We start from the raw sequence: 16,308 nt of genomic DNA, 5'->3' as shown, positions 1-16,308 counted from the left end.
TTTGTTCGAAACTGGAACACGTTTCAGTTATCCTCGTCGGCATGGCTGAAGACACCACCACCACGCCGACCGCTCAACTGGGTCGGGTACTGGTCACCGGCGGCTCGGGATTCGTCGGCGCGAACCTGGTGACCACCCTGCTGGACCAGGGCTATCAGGTGCGGTCCTTCGATCGGGCGCCGTCGCCGCTGCCGGCCCGGCCCGGCCTGGACGTGCTGCAGGGCGACATCTGCGACCGTGACGTCGTCGCCGCCGCGGTGGCCGGGATCGACACCGTGTTCCACACCGCCGCGCTGATCGAGTTGATGGGCGGCGCCTCGGTGACCGACGAGTACCGGCAGCGCAGCTTCGCCGTCAACGTCGAGGGCACCGAGAACCTCGTGCACGCCGCAGCGGCCGCCGGGGTCTCGAGATTCGTCTACACGTCGTCCAACAGCGTGGTGATGGGCGGCAAGCGCATCGCGGGCGGCGACGAGACACTGCCCTACACCGACCGCTTCGCCGACCTCTACACCGAGACCAAGGTGGTCGCCGAGCGATTCGTGCTGTCCCAGAACGGCATTGACGGAATGCTGACCTGCGCGATCCGCCCGAGCGGCATCTGGGGCCGCGGCGACCAGACGATGTTCCGCAAGGTGTTCGAAAGCGTGCTGGCCGGGCACGTCAAAGTGCTGGTCGGCCGTAAGTCGGCGCGTTTGGATAACTCCTACGTGCACAACCTGATTCACGGATTCATCCTGGCCGCTCAGCACCTGGTGCCGGGCGGGACGGCCCCGGGCCAGGCCTACTTCATCAACGACGCCGAGCCCATCAACATGTTCGAGTTCGCCCGTCCGGTAGTGGCGGCGTGCGGGCAGCGGCTGCCGCGCCTGCGTATCTCGGGTGCCGCGGTGCGCGCCGCGATGCTGGGTTGGCAGCGGCTGCATTTCCGGTTCGGGCTCCCCCATCCGCCATTGGAGCCGCTGGCCGTCGAGCGGCTGTATCTGGACAACTACTTCTCGGTGGCCAAGGCCACCCGCGATCTCGGCTACCGGCCGTTGTTCACCACCGAGCAGGCGATGGTCGAGTGCCTGCCGTACTACACCGCAATGTTCGACCAGATGAAGGCCACGGCAAAGCCCGCGCCGGTGGCCGTCGTCGCACCCGCGGTCGCGGAATAGCCGAGCTGTTCCGAGTCGGCGTGTAGCGTAATGCGCCATGCGCGCCGGCGACGATGCTAAGCGGATTCTGGTCACTGGTGCGTTCGGCCTCGTCGGCTCGGAGACCGTGCGGCAGCTGATGGTCGAAGGCCCCCATGTGATCGCCACCGACCTCGACGTGCCCGCCAACCGCAAGGCGGCCGAAGCGATGCCCTCGACCGAGGTGCGCTGGGCCGATCTCACCGACCCCGACGCGGTTTCCCAACTGTTGCAGGCGGTTTCACCGACGGCGATCATCCACCTCGCCGCGATCATCCCGCCGGTCTGCTACGCCCGACCGGAGCTGGCCCGTCGGGTGAACGTGGACGCGACGCGACTGCTGCTCGACGCGGCCGCCGCGCTGCCCCACCCTCCGCGGTTCGTGCAGGCCTCGAGCATCGCGGCGTACGGCCCCCGCAATCCGCACCGCATCAGCGACCTGCTCACCGCCGAAACCCCGCTGCGGCCATCGGACATCTATGGCAGCCACAAGGCCGAGGCCGAGACCCTGGTGCGGGGGTCGGCTTTGGAGTGGGTGATATTGCGACTGGGTGGCGTGCTCACCTCCGACCCGGGATTCGACCTCGATCTGGACACCATCTACTTCGAGGCGTCGCTGCCGATCGACGGCCGTATCCAGACCGTCGACGTGCGTGACGTCGCGCGTGCCTTCATCGCGGCGACCACCGCGCCGGTCGTCGGCGAGACGCTGCTGATCGGCGGCGACGAGTCGCACCGCTTGGTGCAGGGTGACATCGCCCCGTCGATCGCGGCCGCGATGGGCCTGGTCGGCGGCATACCCAGTGGCCGCAAGGGCGACCCGGACAGCGACGGCGACTGGTTCGCCACCGATTGGATGGACACCGCGCACTCGGCGAAAGTTCTGGATTACCAGCGGATTTCGTGGCCTCAATTGCTCGCCGAGACTGCCGCGCGGATGGGCTGGCGGCGTCATCCGGCACGGGTGATCGCCCCGCTGACCCACGCGGTGCTCAAACGCCGCTCGCCATATCGCCGCCGCCCCGGCCGCTACGCCGACCCGTGGGGCGCCGTCGACGCCAAGTGGGGGTCTCACCTATGACCGATCGCAGTGCCGTCGTCGTCGGCGGCGCCTCGGGCATCGGCAGGGCAGTTGCGCACGCGCTGGCCGCCGACGGTTGCCGGGTGATCGTCGCCGACCGCAATGCCGACGGAGCGCGTTGCGTCGCAACCGAACTCGGCGATCCGCACAGTGTCGCGACCGTCGAGGTCACCGACGAGGACTCGGTGCGGGCACTGTTCGCGGGCGCCGGTGCGCTCGACATCGTGGTCAACACCGCGGGCTACAGCGCGCTCGGGCTGATCACCGAACTGGCCGCCGAAGACTTCCGCGGGGTCGTCGACGTCTGCCTCAACGGAGCGTTCCTGGTGATCAAGCACGCCGCCCCGCAGCTGCGCGAGGGTGGTGCACTGGTGTCCATCAGCTCGCTGAACGGACGCCAGCCCGCAGCGGCGATGAGCGCCTACTGCGCGGCCAAGGCCGGCCTGTCGATGCTGACCCAGGTCGCCGCGCTCGAGCTGGCCCCGCAGGGCATTCGGGTAAACGCCGTTGCGCCCGGATTCGTCCACACCCCGCTCACCGAACCGGCCACCCTGATCCCGGGTGTCGTCGACGAATACGTCGAGAACACCCCGCTGGGCCGGGCCGGCACACCGGAGGACATCGCCGAGGCCGTGTTGTTCCTGTGCAAAGCGCCGTGGCTGACCGGTGAGGTGCTCGACATCAATGGCGGCGCCCACATGAAGCGCTACCCGGACCTGATGAGTCACATCATGAAGCTTGCGGCGCAATGACTTTCACAGACTTCACCGGTAGGCAGGCGATTGTCACCGGCGCAGGGTCGGGTATCGGCGCGGCACTGTGCCGGGCGCTGGTCGCCGCGGGCGCGGATGTGGTCTGCACCGACGTCGACGGCGCGGCCGCGGCCCGCACCGCAGAGGGGCTGCCGGGACCGGGATCGGCGACATCCGCCACTCTCGATGTCACCGACCCGGCCGCGGTCCAGGCCGTCGTCGACGACGTGGTCGCCCGCGCCGGGCGCCTCGACCTGATGTTCAACAACGCCGGAATCGCCTGGGGCGGTGACACCGAACTGCTGACGCTGGAGCAGTGGAACGCGATCATCGACGTCAACATCCGCGGCGTCGTGCACGGGGTGACCGCTGCCTACCCGGTGATGCTGCGGCAGGGCGACGGTCACATCGTCAACACCGCGTCGATGGCCGGGCTGGCCGCGGCCGGTCAGATCACCAGTTACGTGACCACCAAGCACGCGATCGTCGGGCTGTCGCTTGCCCTGCGCTCGGAAGCCGTTCCGCGCGGCGTCGGCGTGCTGGCGGTGTGCCCGGGAGCCGTCGAGACACCGATCTTGGACAAGGGTGCGATCGGCGGCTTCGTCGGCCGCGACTACTACCTGCGCGGGCAGGGCATGAAGAACGCTTACAGCGCCGACGCACTGGCCCGCGACACGTTGCGGGCGATCACCCGCAACAAGGCGCTGCTGGTCAAGCCCCGGCAGGCCTACGCGTCCTGGGTGTTCGCTCGACTGGCACCGAATCTGTTGCAGCGCATGTCGATTCGATTCATCACCGACCAGCGCAAGCGCCAGGCGGCTAACGCAGCCGCTCGTTGAGGAATTTGACGACCCGCTTGCGCGCCTCGTAGGCCGGCTGCCCGTCGACCTCACGCACCTCGTCGGTCAGCACTGAGTGCGCCAGTCGCGAGAACCCGTGCTCGTTGCCGGATTTGGAGTTGATCTCGATCACCTCGAAGGCGTCGCCGAGCCGGTCCTTGAGCGTGGTGAACCGCTCGCCCGGCGACAACCTGTCCTCACTGAACCTCAGCCCGATCGCGCACAGTCCCTCGTTCTGGGCGCGGTCCTTGAACGCGTTCAACTCCAGATCGCTCACCCCGGCGTCGCGCCGCTGGCGCGGCGTCAGCGGGAACGGCACCGACGGCTGGCTGAGCACCGGCGCGAGCACGCTGTCGTCGACCGCGGCGGCCAGCGCGAAGCCGCCGGTGAAGCATTCCCCGATCACCCCGACGCCCTTACCCGGCGTCGCCTTGTTCAGGTCGCGGGCCAGCGCCCGCAGGAACACCGCCACCGGCCGTTGCTTGTTGGTCGCCAGCGCCGCGAATTCCCGTGCCACACAGGCGCGCGCGATGGTCGCGGCGACGTAGGCGGGCTCCTTGTCGCGACCCGGCTCGCCGAACAGCGACGGGATCGCGACGGTGAAACCGTTGTCCACCAGATGGTTTCCCAGACCCAGCACACCCGGGTGGATGCCCGGGATCTCGGGGATCAGCACCACGCCGGGTCCGTCGCCACGGCGATAGACGTCGTGGGTGTAGCCGCCGCCGGTGAACGGCTCCGCCGTCCAGCCGGTGAGGTCGGCAACGGGTGCGCTCATGGATGCTTCTCCTGTCGATGTGCCGGCAGAGGTGGCTGCGACTGGGTGGCCGCCGCCAGCGTACGAAACTCGTCGGGACTGCCGGCACCGCTGATGCCGACCTGGGCCGGACCGGCGGGGCTGTCCAACCGCGTGGTCCACACCGGTTCGACTCCGTCACCCTGATAGGTGATCCAGCGGGTGCCGTTCACGTCGACGGTCCCGTTGGGGAACATCGACGGATGGATCGCGCCGACCAGCTTGTCCTCGTCGGCGTTGCTCTGGGTCAGGCTCAGATACATTCCGCCCGGGCTGATGTAGCCGATGGTCGAGGTGACCGCGCGCAGCTTCTGACCGTTCGTGGGGTCGGTGCGGCCGTCGGAGATGCCGCCGCGCCCGCCCGAGTTGGCCTGCCAGCCCGGCGGTAGCTGCGGCAGCCGGACCGGGAAGCCGAGCGCCTGGGCGTCGGCATTCAGGGCGCCGGCGGCGTTGTAGCCGGGGACCGGACCGCGGTTGATCCCGCGCGGGGAGAACGAACACATCCCGGCCACCCCGGCCAGGACGATGCAGGCGACGACGAGGGGGGCGATCGACCAGAACATGTCCCGGCCGTCCTGCAGCAACCGGGGCTTTGCCGGTTTGGCCGATGGCTCGGGCTCTGAGGTCACAGCACGAGTATCCCAGCTCCCGAGCGGGAAGCTGCCTCTGGGACAATCGGCAGTCATGAGTGATCGCGCCGTTGCCTCCTCGCCGCCCGAAGGCGGCTCGTCGTCGCGAACGGTGGGCGAGAGCCGCCGTGAAGCCCCGGACCGCAACCTTGCCCTCGAACTCGTCCGGGTCACCGAGGCCGGCGCCATGGCCGCCGGCCGCTGGGTGGGCCGCGGCGACAAGGAGGGTGGCGACGGTGCGGCCGTCGATGCCATTCGCCAGCTGGTGAACTCGGTGTCGATGCGCGGCGTCGTGGTAATCGGCGAGGGCGAGAAAGACGAAGCGCCGATGCTCTACAACGGCGAGCAGGTCGGCAACGGCGACGGCCCGGAATGCGACTTCGCGGTCGACCCGGTGGACGGCACCACGCTGATGAGCAAGGGCATGCCCAACGCCATCTCGGTGCTCGCCGTCGCCGACCGGGGCGCGATGTTCGACCCGTCGGCGGTGTTCTACATGAACAAGATCGCCGTCGGCCCGGACGCCGCCCACGTTCTCGACATCACCGCGCCGATCGCCGAGAACATCCGCGCGGTGGCCAAGGTCAAGGGCCTGTCGGTGCCGGACATGACGGTCTGCATCCTGGACCGGCCGCGGCACGATCAGCTGATCAAGGACGCCCGCGCCACCGGCGCGCGGATCCGGCTGATCACCGACGGTGACGTGGCGGGCGCGATCTCAGCCTGCCGTCCCGGCTCGGGCACCGACATGCTGGCCGGAATCGGCGGTACCCCCGAAGGCATCATCGCGGCCGCGGCGATCCGGTGCATGGGCGGCGAGCTGCAGGCGAAACTGGCGCCGAAAGACGACGCCGAACGACGCAAGGCGCTCGACGCCGGCTACGACCTCGACGCGGTGCTGACCGTGCGCGATCTGGTGGCGGGCGAGAACGTCTTCTTCTGTGCCACCGGCGTCACCGACGGCGACTTGCTCAAGGGCGTGCGCTACGAGCCGGGCGGCTGCACCACCCAGTCGATCGTGATGCGGTCCAAGTCCGGCACGCTGCGGATGGTGGAGGGCTTCCACCGGCTGGCCAAGCTCAACGAATACTCCGCGATCGACTTCACCGGCGACAGCAGCGCCGCGTATCCCCTCCCCTGACCATCACTCAACGAGGAGCGCCCCTGTGGCAGACGACACCGAGTACCGCATCGAGCACGACACCATGGGCGAGGTCCGGGTGCCCGCACAAGCGTTGTGGCGGGCCCAGACTCAGCGTGCGGTAGAGAACTTCCCGATCTCCGGCCGCGGCCTGGAGCGCACCCAGATCCGCGCCCTCGGCCTGCTGAAGGGCGCCTGCGCCCAGGTCAACAAGGATCTCGGGCTGCTGGACGCCGACAAGGCCGACGCGATCATCGCGGCCGCAGCCGAGATCGCCGACGGCAAGCACGACGACCAGTTCCCGATCGACGTGTTCCAGACCGGCTCGGGCACCAGTTCCAACATGAACACCAACGAGGTGATCGCCAGCATCGCCGGTGCCAACGGCGTGACCGTGCACCCCAACGACGACGTGAACATGTCGCAGTCGTCCAACGACACCTTCCCGACCGCCACCCACATCGCGGCCACCGAAGCCGCTGTGCGCCACCTCGTTCCGGCACTGCAGGTACTGCACGACGCGTTGGCCGGCAAGGCCCGCGAATGGCACACCGTGGTCAAGTCCGGCCGCACCCACCTGATGGACGCGGTCCCGGTGACGCTGGGCCAGGAGTTCTCCGGCTACGCCCGCCAGATCGAGGCCGGCATCGAGCGGGTGCGCGCAACGCTGCCCCGGCTGGGCGAGCTGGCGATCGGCGGCACCGCCGTCGGCACCGGCCTGAACGCCCCCGACGGATTCGGCGCCAAGGTGGTGCAGGTGCTCGTCACTCAGACCGGCCTGGACGAATTGCGGACCGCGTCAAACTCTTTCGAGGCTCAGGCCGCCCGCGACGGGCTGGTCGAGGCGTCCGGCGCGCTGCGTACCATCGCGGTGTCGCTGACCAAGATCGCCAACGACGTGCGCTGGATGGGCTCCGGTCCGTTGACCGGCCTGGCCGAGATCCAGTTGCCGGATCTGCAACCGGGTAGCTCGATCATGCCGGGCAAGGTCAATCCCGTTCTGCCCGAAGCGGTTACGCAGGTGGCCGCGCAGGTGATCGGCAACGACGCCGCCGTCGCGGTTGGCGGGCTGTCCGGCTCGTTCGAGTTGAACGTCTACATCCCGATGATGGCCCGCAACATCCTCGAATCGTTCAAGCTGCTGACCAACGTCTCGACGCTGTTCGCCGAGCGCTGCATCGTCGGCCTGAAAGCCAACGAGGAACACCTGCGCGAGTTGGCCGAGTCGTCCCCGTCGATCGTCACGCCATTGAACTCGGCGATCGGCTACGAGGAGGCCGCCGCGGTGGCCAAGCAAGCGCTCAAGGAGCGCAAGACGATTCGGCAAACCGTCATCGACCGCGGGCTGATCGGTGACAAACTGTCCGAGGAAGAACTCGACCGCCGTCTCGACGTGCTTGCGATGGCCAAGGTCACCGAGGAGTAGCCATGCTCGACGACGGACTCCGCCGGCGCCGCCTCGCGCTCATCGAAGAGCACATGAACACCGAGGTGACCAAGGAGTTCGATCGGACCCTGGCCACGTTCGACGGGCACCCCCGCTACGAGATCATGGCCACCGGTCAGGTTTTCGACGGCGACGACGAGGTGATGAACTACTACCTGACCACCCGGACGGCGTTCCCCGACCAGCGGCACGACAACGTGCGGTTCCACGTCACCGATGACACCGTGATCACTGAATTCGATTTGCTGGGAACCAATCTCGGCGAGTTCTACGGGATGCCGCCGACCGGTAAGGCGTTCCGGGTGCCGATCATCGCGGTGTTCTTCTTCCACGGTGAGCGGATCGCATGCGAACGCATCTACTTCGACAGCGCCAGCCTGGTCACCCAGATCGGTCGCGGTGAATTGTTGGCTCTGGCCGCGGCGGGCGATCTCCCCGGACAGTGACGCCGGGCCTCGGTACAGCGGCTAACTGCCGTTGTTGGGTCCGCCCGAATTCTGGCCGGCCACATCGGTGATCGGGAAGTTCGGCATCGGCCGCGGCGACGGCGTGTTCGGCAGCGACGGGATCTCCGACGCCGGAATGTCGTGCAGCGCATTGGCCGGCGGCCCGTTCTCCCGCGAACCGTAGACGCTGCCCGGTGCCCGCGATCCGAGCAGCTGACTGACCGTCACCAGGTGATAGTTGTTGGCCTTGAGCACCGGGATGAACTGCTCCACGAGGTCGACGGTGCTGGAGTAGGTGTCGTGCATCAGCACCACCGAGCCCGGCTTGATCTGGGTGAACAGCAGAAATCTACTGGCGCCGGTGTTGGAGTCGTTGATCCAGTCGAACGGGATGACGTCCCACAGGATCGCCGCCTGGCCGGCCTTCGCGGCCTGCTCGTTGACCGCCGCGTTGGTCAACCCGCCCGGCGGGCGCCACAGCTTCGGCGTCACCCCGGTCGCCGCGACGATGGCGTCGGTGGCGCGGGAGAACTGACTCGGCACGTCGGCGGGCGGCAGCGTCGTCATGTTGGGGTGTTCCCAGGTGTGGCTGCCGAGTTCCATGCCGGCCTCGACCACCCGTTTGGCGCCCGCCGGATTGGCCGCGACCTTGTTGCCGATCTCGAAGAACGTCGCCTTGGCGTTGTTGGCCTTCAGGATGCCCAGCAGCCGGTCGGTGAACGGCGTCGGGCCGTCGTCGAAGGTGAGCGCCACACACTTGACCTGAGCGCAGTCCACCTCGTCGTTGGCGTGGGCGAACCGGACGTGTCCGGTGAAGGCTCCGACTGCCACGATGACGGCGGCGGCCGCGACGCCGGCAACGGTACGCAGGTACCGCCACTTCTGGCTGTCGGGTCGTTTCGGCACGGGCGAAGCCTACCCGCGCGGGGTTGTGGCCCCGATTTACACCGGGCCGCCGCTGATCTCTTCCAGCATCTCGGTGACCAGCGCGGCGATCGGCGACCGCTCGCTGCGCAGCAGCGTGATGTGAGCGAACAACGGGTGGCCCTTGAGCTTTTCGACCACCGCCGCGACGCCGTCGTGCCGGCCGACCCGGAGGTTGTCACGCTGCGCGACGTCGTGGGTGAGCACCACCCGCGATCCGGCACCGAGTCGCGACAGCACGGTCAGCAGCACGTTGCGCTCCAGCGACTGTGCCTCGTCGACGATCACGAATGAGTCGTGCAGCGAGCGACCGCGGATGTGGGTCAGCGGCAGCACCTCGAGCATGCCGCGGGACAGCACCTCCTCGAGCACCGCGGGGCTGGCCAGCCCTTCGAGCGTGTCGAAGACGGCCTGGGCCCACGGGCCCATCTTCTCGCTCTCGCTGCCGGGCAGATAGCCGAGCTCCTGGCCGCCGACCGCGTACAGCGGCCGGAACACCACGACCTTGCGCTGGGTGCGGCGCTCCAACACGGCCTCCAGGCCCGCGCACAGCGCCAACGCCGACTTGCCGGTGCCGGCTTTGCCGCCGAGCGAGACGATGCCGACCGACTCGTCGAGCAGCAGGTCGAGGGCCACCCGCTGTTCGGCGGAGCGGCCACGCAGGCCGAACACCTCACGGTCGCCGCGAACCAGCTGGACCTTCTTGTGGGCGTTCACCCGGCCGAGGGCATGCGAACTTCCGGCGAGCAACCGAATACCGGTGTGGCACGGCAGGTCTCGTGCCTCTTCCAGGTCGACCTCGCCGTCGGCGAACAGCGCGTCGATGTCGTCGGCGCTGGTCTCCATCTCGGTCATACCCGTCCAGCCGGACACCACGACGTCCTGGGCGTGGTACTCGTCGGCGGGCAGACCGACCGCGCCGGCCTTGACGCGCAGCGGAATGTCCTTGCTGACCAACGTGACTCGCTTACCCTCTGCGGCGAGGTTGGCCGCGCAGCACAGGATGCGGGAGTCGTTGGTGTCGGTGCGGAATCCGGCGGGCAGCACCGAAGGGTCGCTGTGGTTGAGCTCGACGTGCAGCGTACCGCCTTGTGTGCCAACCGGAATGGGCTGGTCGAGTCGTCCGTGCTCGATGCGCAGGTCGTCGAACAGCCGCAGGGCCTGGCGGGCGAACCAGCCCAGCTCGTGGTGGTGGCGTTTGGCCTCCAGCTCACTGATCACCACCAGCGGAACCACCACTTCGTGTTCGGCGAAGCGGGAGCAGGCCCAGGGATCGGACAGCAGAACCGACGTGTCGAGCACGTAAGTCCTGATGGAGTCCTGCGAAACCGCCGGCGAATCAGTCACGAGCGCTCCTCGAGCTCATCGCCCGGTTCACTGCCTGATGCAGGTGGTGGCCCCACAGCCACCCATGCGCACGAGGCTTTCTCACCGGGCTGGATGCCCGTGCGGCCCGCACGGACGATTCGGCGGGGGCCGCGGCGCAAGGACCGGGGCCGGCGGTCCTTCCGAGGTTGAGTCGAGAGGCGCCGCCCGGATAGCAGAGCATGTCGCTAGCCATCGAAAGCGACGGTACCCGCGTCTGCGCATCCGCGCCGCGGAGGCGCGCCGACGTAGCGATGTGACTAACTGATGACGAACTGGCGCAGTGCGGGTTCGTCGGCCACACCCCAGTCGGTGATGCGGTCGGAGATGAGCCGGCGGAGTTGGTCCGGGCCGAAAATGCCTGCCTCGGCGACGATTCGCACCTTGTCGGCGTAGGCGTCGATGTCGGCGCCGACGACGTCGATCTCAGCGGCGCGCGCAGCGATCGCGGCAATGGTCTCGTCGCGGCGGTAGGTCAGCAGGTGCGCGACGAGGTTGCCGAAGAACTCCTCGTGCCGCACTTCGTCGCGGGCGATGTGGGTGATCAGACCGGCGAGCACCGGCTCCTCGATCTGCGCCGCCAGGTTGTTGCAGAACACCGCGCGCGCGCCCTCGAAGAAGGCCATGAAGACCAGCGTCTCGGTCTTGGAGAAATGGTCGGCGCGGTACCCCTTCACCGAGACGTGCTCGAAGCGGACGTTCTCGTTGGCGACCGGATCGATCTCGCGGGTCACGACGAAGTACTCGCGCAGCGCGATCGCGTGCAGATGCTCCTCGGCGGTCCAGCGGCCGATCCACTGACCCCACATGTCTTCGAGGATGAAGTGCTCGACGAACTCGCGGTGATAGCCGGCCACGTTGTCTTTGTCGATCAGCAGGATCTCGCACGCGTCGGTGATGGGTTTGGGCAGCGTCACCTGCGAGGCATCCCAGTCCCGGCCGCCGAGGAAAGCGAAGTTCTGGCCCTGCTCGAACGGCACGAAGTCGTGCGCGAACCAGATTTTCTCGGTACCGAGATGACGATCGAGGTTCTCCCCGACCACCGGCTCGAGCTCGATCATCAACGCATCAGCAACAGGTTTGACTGCCATGAAAGTAACTATAACCCGCGTACACAGATATCAAGAAATCTGCCACGCTGGGCGAATTGCCGCCGATCTTCGGGCCGCGCAGCGGCGTGCTGCACCGTCAACCGGTCAGGCGAGTGACCAGTCCTCGAGGCCGTCGTACAGCGGAAACGCCCTGGCCAAGCGGGTGACGCGATCACGGAGTCCCGGCACGTCGGCGGCGGTGCCGGCGGCCAGGGCGGTGGCGATGATGTCGGCGACCTCGGTGAACTCGGCGTCGCCGAAGCCGCGGGTAGCCAGGGCCGGCGTGCCGATCCGGAGCCCGGACGTGACCATCGGCGGCCGCGGGTCGTTGGGCACCGCGTTGCGGTTGACGGTGATGCCGGCGTCGTGCAGCAGGTCCTCGGCGGCCTGGCCGTCCAGCGGCGAATCACGCAGGTCGACCAGCACCAGGTGGACGTCGGTGCCGCCGCTGACCACCGAGACGCCGGCCTTGGCCACGTCGGGCTCCAGCAGCCGGTCGGCGATGATCCGGGCGCCGGTCAGCGTTCGCTGTTGACGCTCGACGAACTCCGGGGTGCCGGCGATCTTCAGCGCGACGGCCTTGGCGGCGATCACGTGCATCAGCGGTCCGCCCTGCTGGCCGGGGAACACCGCGGAGTTGATCGACTTGGCGTATTCCTGCTTGCCCATGATCATTCCGGACCGCGGGCCGCCCAGCGTCTTGTGCACCGTGTTGGACACGATGTCGGAGTCGGGCACCGGCGAGGGGTGCAGTCCGGCGGCGACCAGACCGGCGAAGTGCGCCATGTCCACCCACAACTTGGCGTCGACCTCGTCGGCGATCGACCTGAACGCGGCGAAGTCCAGCACGCGCGGGTAGGCCGACCAGCCCGCGACGATCACCTTCGGCCGGAACTCCAGCGCCTGGGCGCGCAGCTTGTCCATGTCGATGAGATGCGTGGTGTCGTCCACGCCGTAGAAAGCGTTCTCGTAGAGCTTGCCGGAGAAGTTCAGCTTCATGCCGTGCGTCAAGTGACCGCCGTTGGCCAGGTCGAGGCCCAGCAGCCGCTCGCCCGGCTTCATCAGCGCGTGCAGCACCGCGGCGTTGGCCTGCGCACCGGAGTGCGGCTGGACGTTGGCGAAGTCGGCGCCGAACAGCGCCTTGGCCCGGTCGCGGGCGATGTTCTCCACCTCGTCGACGAATTCGCAGCCGCCGTAGTAGCGGCGGCCGGGCAGACCCTCGGCGTACTTGTTGGTCAGCACGCTGCCCTGGGCCTGCAGCACCGCGCGCGGCACGAAGTTCTCCGAGGCGATCATCTCGAGCGTGTCGCGTTGGCGACCGAGCTCTTTGCCGAGCAGTTCGGCGATGTCGGGATCGACCTCGGTCAACGGGGCCGACATGATGGCGGAGGCGGTGCGGGCGTCGGGTGCGGCAGTCACGCCCGCCAGTCTAAGCGGGCATCGTCGACGGCACGAACGGCTCGTCGAGCAAGCGGCCGAACCGTTCGACAAGGCTTGCGTCGGCGGGCCGGTCGTCCAACCAGCCGCGCAGCAGCCGGTACCCCTCGACGTAGGTGCTGGTGTACGCCCGCCACAGTGGCGAGGACAGGAAGCGCAGCATCTGCCGGGCCCGGGTGTCGTTGACCAGCAGCCAGCGCCGCAGGAACTCGGCGACCTCGTCGGCGTCGCGATGCTCGTCGTGCAGCATCAGGGCCGCGTCCTGACGTACCCCGGCCAGGGCCGCGGAGGCCTCGGACACCGCTTCGGCACGCTCGCCGTCGAAACGCAGACCGAGGTCGGCGTAGATCTCGGTCGCCCAACTCCCCCAGCCCGGACCGATCGCGGCGTACAACGCCAGGTCGGCCAGGCCCTCGGCCATCAGGCATTGCGGGGTGTTGACCAGAAAGATGGTCTGCTCGGCCTGGCCCCGGCGGTGCACCAGACCCGCCTCTTTGCGGCAGTGCTCGGTGTGGTGGCCCGGGTAGGACTCGTGGGCCACCAGCCGCGGCAGGTTGGACATCAGCTGTTTGAGGTCGGCGTTGACGGCCACCGTCGAGCGGTAGTCGCCCAGGTAGTAGTTGAAGCCTGACCACGGCTTGTCGGTGACCACCTGGTAGTCGACGGTTTCGGTGTCGGGCAGCGGATATTCGGCGCGAACCCGGTCGCGCAGCGCGCTGGAGAACGCATCGATGCTTGCCGCCAAACGGTCCGGCGGGATCTCTTCGCCGACGCGATGTGCCTCCATTCGGTCGGCCAAAGGGCCGGTGCCGCCCAGCGCCTCGTCGAGGCGGGCATGCGCCTGCCGGTAGGACTCGGTATCGCCCTTGCCGATGCGGACGTCGAAGTAGGCGTGGACTTCGTCGACGAAGCCGATGTCGGCACCGGCGAACTTGCGGGCCGCGCATTCCAGCGCACGCAGGTGGGCGCCCACGTACTCCGCGCGTTGCGAGTCGAATCCGTTGTGGCGCGGCACATCCGGTAACGCCGCGATCAACCGGGCGGCTTGACGGGCCAGCTCGGCCGGGTCGGGGGCAGGCTCGCCGGCCACCGCCTGGCGCAGCGCCGGGTCACCGGTGAAGGCGTCGACGTAGCCCGGCTCGATCCGGTCGAAACGCAAACCGAGGAGCAGGTACTCGCGGATCAGCGCGTCAGGGTCCACGCCTGCCGAGTCTATTTGCCTGACTTCTGCTCCGCCGCTTCGCGGCGGCAACGTCGTCGCGCGCGCCCACCGGTCTCGGCTTTCCGGTCGCCCCACCCGCCCACGGCACGCGTGGGGCTGCAAGACTGGCTCTCATGCCGCGGGCCAGCGAGCCGAGCCCCTATGTGGAGTTCGATCGAAGTCAATGGCGCGCGCTCCGCATGTCGACGCCGCAGCCGCTGACCGAAGAGGAAATCGTCGGCCTGCGCGGTATCGGCGAACAGGTCAACCTGCGCGAGGTCGAAGAGGTCTACCTGCCGCTCGCCCGACTGCTGCATCTGCAGGTCGCGGCCCGGCAGGGGTTGTTCTCGGCCACCGCCGAGTTCCTCGGCGAGCCGCAGCAGAACCCGGACCGGCCGGTGCCGTTCATCATCGGGGTGGCCGGCAGCGTCGCGGTCGGCAAGTCGACCACGGCCCGCGTGCTGCAGGCGCTGCTGGCCCGCTGGGATCACCATCCGCGGGTCGACCTGGTCACCACCGACGGATTCCTGTATCCCAACTCCGAGCTGAATCGCCGAAACCTGATGCATCGCAAGGGCTTCCCGGAGAGCTACGACCGGCGTGCGTTGATGCGGTTCGTGACGTCGGTGAAGTCGGGATCGGACTACGTGTGCGCCCCGGTGTATTCGCACCTGCACTACGACCGGGTGCCGGACGCCAAGCAGGTGGTGCGCCACCCCGACATCCTGATACTCGAAGGCCTCAACGTGTTGCAGACCGGGCCGACGCTGATGGTCTCGGATCTGTTCGACTTCTCGCTTTACGTCGACGCGCGGATCGAGGACATCGAAGGCTGGTACATCTCGCGGTTCCTGGCCATGCGTTCGACGGCGTTCGCCAACCCGGCGTCGCACTTCCATCACTACGCGGGGCTCACCGACCAGCAGGCCGACATCGCCGCGCGCGACATCTGGCGATCGATCAACCGGCCCAACCTGATCGAGAACATCCTGCCCACCCGGCCGCGAGCCACCCTGGTGCTGCGCAAGGACGCCGACCATTCGATCAACCGGCTGCGGCTGCGCAAGTTGTGAGGCCACGCCAGATCGCAGTGACCGTGGCGGCCCTGGTGCTCGCCACGCTCGGCCCGCCGGGATCCGCTTCGGCCACCCGACAGCTGGACCTGCCGTTCAGCGGCCTGAAGGACCCGAACGGCGTCGCGGTCAGCGCGAGCGGCGACGTCTACGTCACCGACGCCGGACACCGCCGGGTGCTGAAGCTCGCCGCCGGATCGGGCACCCAGACCGAGCTGCCGTTCACCGGACTGCAGAACCTCACCGGCGTGGCCGTCGACACCGCCGGCAGCGTCTACGTCAGCTATTTCACCTCCGGCTATCCCGGCGCCGGGAAAGTTCTGAAGCTGGCGCCCGACGCCGCCCAGACCGAGCTGCCGTTCACCGGACTGGTCGACCCGCGGGCCCTGACGGTGGACGGCGCGGGCAACGTGTACGTGGCCGACCGCCGACTGCATCAGGTCGTCGAACTCGCTGCGGGATCGACCAGCCAGACCGTGCTGCCGCTGACCGGAGTGGACATCGTCCAGGGCGTGGCGGTCGACGGCGCCGGGAGCGTCTTCGTCAGCGACACCCAGACCCACGGTGACCGCGTGGTGAAGCTCGCCGGTGGAAGTCAGACCGACCTGCCGTTCACTGGGTTGAACCAGCCGACCGGTGTCGCGGTGGGCAACGACGGCAGCGTCTACGTCGCCGACCACAACAACCGGCGGGTGCTGGCCCTGCGCACGGGATCGACCAGCCAAGTCGCGCTGCCGTTGGCGGGGCTGTCCTGGCCGGACGGGGTTGCGGTCGATCCCGCCGGCAACGTCTACGTCGCCGACTCGATGAACGCCCGAATCGTCAAACTGGCCGCGGACTGACTTCATCCCAACAGGCCGATGCGGGGACGCTCGCCGCAACCTCTGACAGCGGCGCCCCGCACCGGC

At 68.3% G+C, this 16,308-nt stretch carries 16 protein-coding genes; 9 read left to right on the top strand and 7 right to left on the bottom strand.

The window, feature by feature from the left end; translation table 11 throughout:
* Window positions 1–41 precede the first annotated feature (41 nt).
* The 4 genes from ACZYW1_RS17065 to ACZYW1_RS17050 are packed head-to-tail and all read left to right on the top strand — an operon-like array spanning window position 42 to window position 3,850.
* A complete protein-coding gene (locus ACZYW1_RS17065; RefSeq protein ID WP_463787363.1) occupies window positions 42–1,160 on the top strand; it encodes a 3-beta-hydroxysteroid dehydrogenase in 1,119 nt (372 codons plus the stop codon).
* Window positions 1,161–1,197: 37 nt separating this feature from the next.
* A complete protein-coding gene (locus tag ACZYW1_RS17060) occupies window positions 1,198–2,259 on the top strand; it encodes an NAD-dependent epimerase/dehydratase family protein (RefSeq protein WP_463787362.1) in 1,062 nt (353 codons plus the stop codon).
* Window positions 2,256–3,011, top strand: coding sequence for an SDR family NAD(P)-dependent oxidoreductase (locus ACZYW1_RS17055; protein WP_463787361.1), 756 nt, complete (start codon window positions 2,256–2,258; stop codon window positions 3,009–3,011). Before ACZYW1_RS17060 ends, ACZYW1_RS17055 begins: the two co-directional genes overlap by 4 nt.
* Window positions 3,008–3,850, top strand: coding sequence for an SDR family NAD(P)-dependent oxidoreductase (locus ACZYW1_RS17050; RefSeq protein ID WP_463787360.1), 843 nt, complete (start codon window positions 3,008–3,010; stop codon window positions 3,848–3,850). Before ACZYW1_RS17055 ends, ACZYW1_RS17050 begins: the two co-directional genes overlap by 4 nt.
* Here ACZYW1_RS17050 and ACZYW1_RS17045 read toward each other — a convergent pair.
* Both ACZYW1_RS17045 and ACZYW1_RS17040 read right to left on the bottom strand, forming a co-directional pair.
* Complete coding sequence (locus ACZYW1_RS17045) at window positions 3,831–4,628, bottom strand: dienelactone hydrolase family protein (protein ID WP_463787359.1); 798 nt, start codon at window positions 4,626–4,628, stop codon at window positions 3,831–3,833. The genes ACZYW1_RS17050 and ACZYW1_RS17045 overlap by 20 nt on opposite strands.
* Entirely contained in the window at window positions 4,625–5,275 is a 651-nt protein-coding gene (locus ACZYW1_RS17040) for a DUF4245 domain-containing protein (RefSeq protein WP_463787358.1), read from the bottom strand. Before ACZYW1_RS17040 ends, ACZYW1_RS17045 begins: the two co-directional genes overlap by 4 nt.
* A 55-nt stretch (window positions 5,276–5,330) precedes the next feature.
* On the opposite strand from ACZYW1_RS17040, the gene glpX reads away from it, so the two are divergent.
* From glpX to ACZYW1_RS17025, 3 genes are read left to right on the top strand one after another with little or no spacing between them, the layout of a single operon-like run.
* Complete coding sequence (glpX, locus tag ACZYW1_RS17035) at window positions 5,331–6,416, top strand: class II fructose-bisphosphatase (protein WP_463787357.1); 1,086 nt, start codon at window positions 5,331–5,333, stop codon at window positions 6,414–6,416.
* Between the two features lie 25 nt (window positions 6,417–6,441).
* Window positions 6,442–7,842 carry a class II fumarate hydratase gene (locus tag ACZYW1_RS17030; protein ID WP_463787356.1) on the top strand — a complete coding sequence of 467 codons (1,401 nt, stop codon included), beginning with the start codon at window positions 6,442–6,444 and terminating at the stop codon, window positions 7,840–7,842.
* 2 nt (window positions 7,843–7,844) lie between these two features.
* Complete coding sequence (locus tag ACZYW1_RS17025; protein ID WP_463787355.1) at window positions 7,845–8,309, top strand: ester cyclase; 465 nt, start codon at window positions 7,845–7,847, stop codon at window positions 8,307–8,309.
* 21 nt (window positions 8,310–8,330) lie between these two features.
* On the opposite strand, the gene ACZYW1_RS17020 is transcribed toward ACZYW1_RS17025, so the two are convergent.
* The 5 genes from ACZYW1_RS17020 to ACZYW1_RS17000 all read right to left on the bottom strand — a co-directional run bounded on the left by ACZYW1_RS17020 (window position 8,331) and on the right by ACZYW1_RS17000 (window position 14,327).
* Entirely contained in the window at window positions 8,331–9,215 is an 885-nt protein-coding gene (locus ACZYW1_RS17020) for a polysaccharide deacetylase family protein (RefSeq protein WP_463787353.1), read from the bottom strand.
* A gap of 36 nt (window positions 9,216–9,251) precedes the next feature.
* A complete protein-coding gene (locus ACZYW1_RS17015; protein WP_463787867.1) occupies window positions 9,252–10,547 on the bottom strand; it encodes a PhoH family protein in 1,296 nt (431 codons plus the stop codon).
* Window positions 10,548–10,858: 311 nt separating this feature from the next.
* The gene (locus ACZYW1_RS17010) at window positions 10,859–11,689 is read right to left on the bottom strand and encodes an acyl-ACP desaturase (protein WP_463787352.1); all 831 of its coding nucleotides are present in this window, start codon (window positions 11,687–11,689) and stop codon (window positions 10,859–10,861) included.
* Between the two features lie 105 nt (window positions 11,690–11,794).
* Window positions 11,795–13,069 (bottom strand): serine hydroxymethyltransferase, encoded by a 1,275-nt coding sequence (gene glyA / locus ACZYW1_RS17005; protein ID WP_463787866.1) that lies wholly within the window; start codon window positions 13,067–13,069, stop codon window positions 11,795–11,797.
* Between the two features lie 49 nt (window positions 13,070–13,118).
* Window positions 13,119–14,327, bottom strand: coding sequence for a DUF885 domain-containing protein (locus ACZYW1_RS17000; protein ID WP_463787351.1), 1,209 nt, complete (start codon window positions 14,325–14,327; stop codon window positions 13,119–13,121).
* A 134-nt stretch (window positions 14,328–14,461) separates the two neighbouring features.
* On the opposite strand from ACZYW1_RS17000, the gene coaA reads away from it, so the two are divergent.
* Window positions 14,462–15,400, top strand: a complete 939-nt coding sequence (gene coaA, locus ACZYW1_RS16995; RefSeq protein ID WP_463787350.1) for a type I pantothenate kinase — start codon at window positions 14,462–14,464, stop codon at window positions 15,398–15,400.
* A gap of 17 nt (window positions 15,401–15,417) precedes the next feature.
* Window positions 15,418–16,242 (top strand): NHL repeat-containing protein, encoded by an 825-nt coding sequence (locus tag ACZYW1_RS16990; protein WP_463787349.1) that lies wholly within the window; start codon window positions 15,418–15,420, stop codon window positions 16,240–16,242.
* The last annotated feature ends 66 nt before the right edge of the window (window positions 16,243–16,308 follow it).

Source organism: Mycobacterium sp. IDUB_36 (assembly GCF_055419225.1).
Note: the sequence above shows the minus strand (reverse complement) of the source record. Positions and strands in the feature narration are given on the sequence as shown.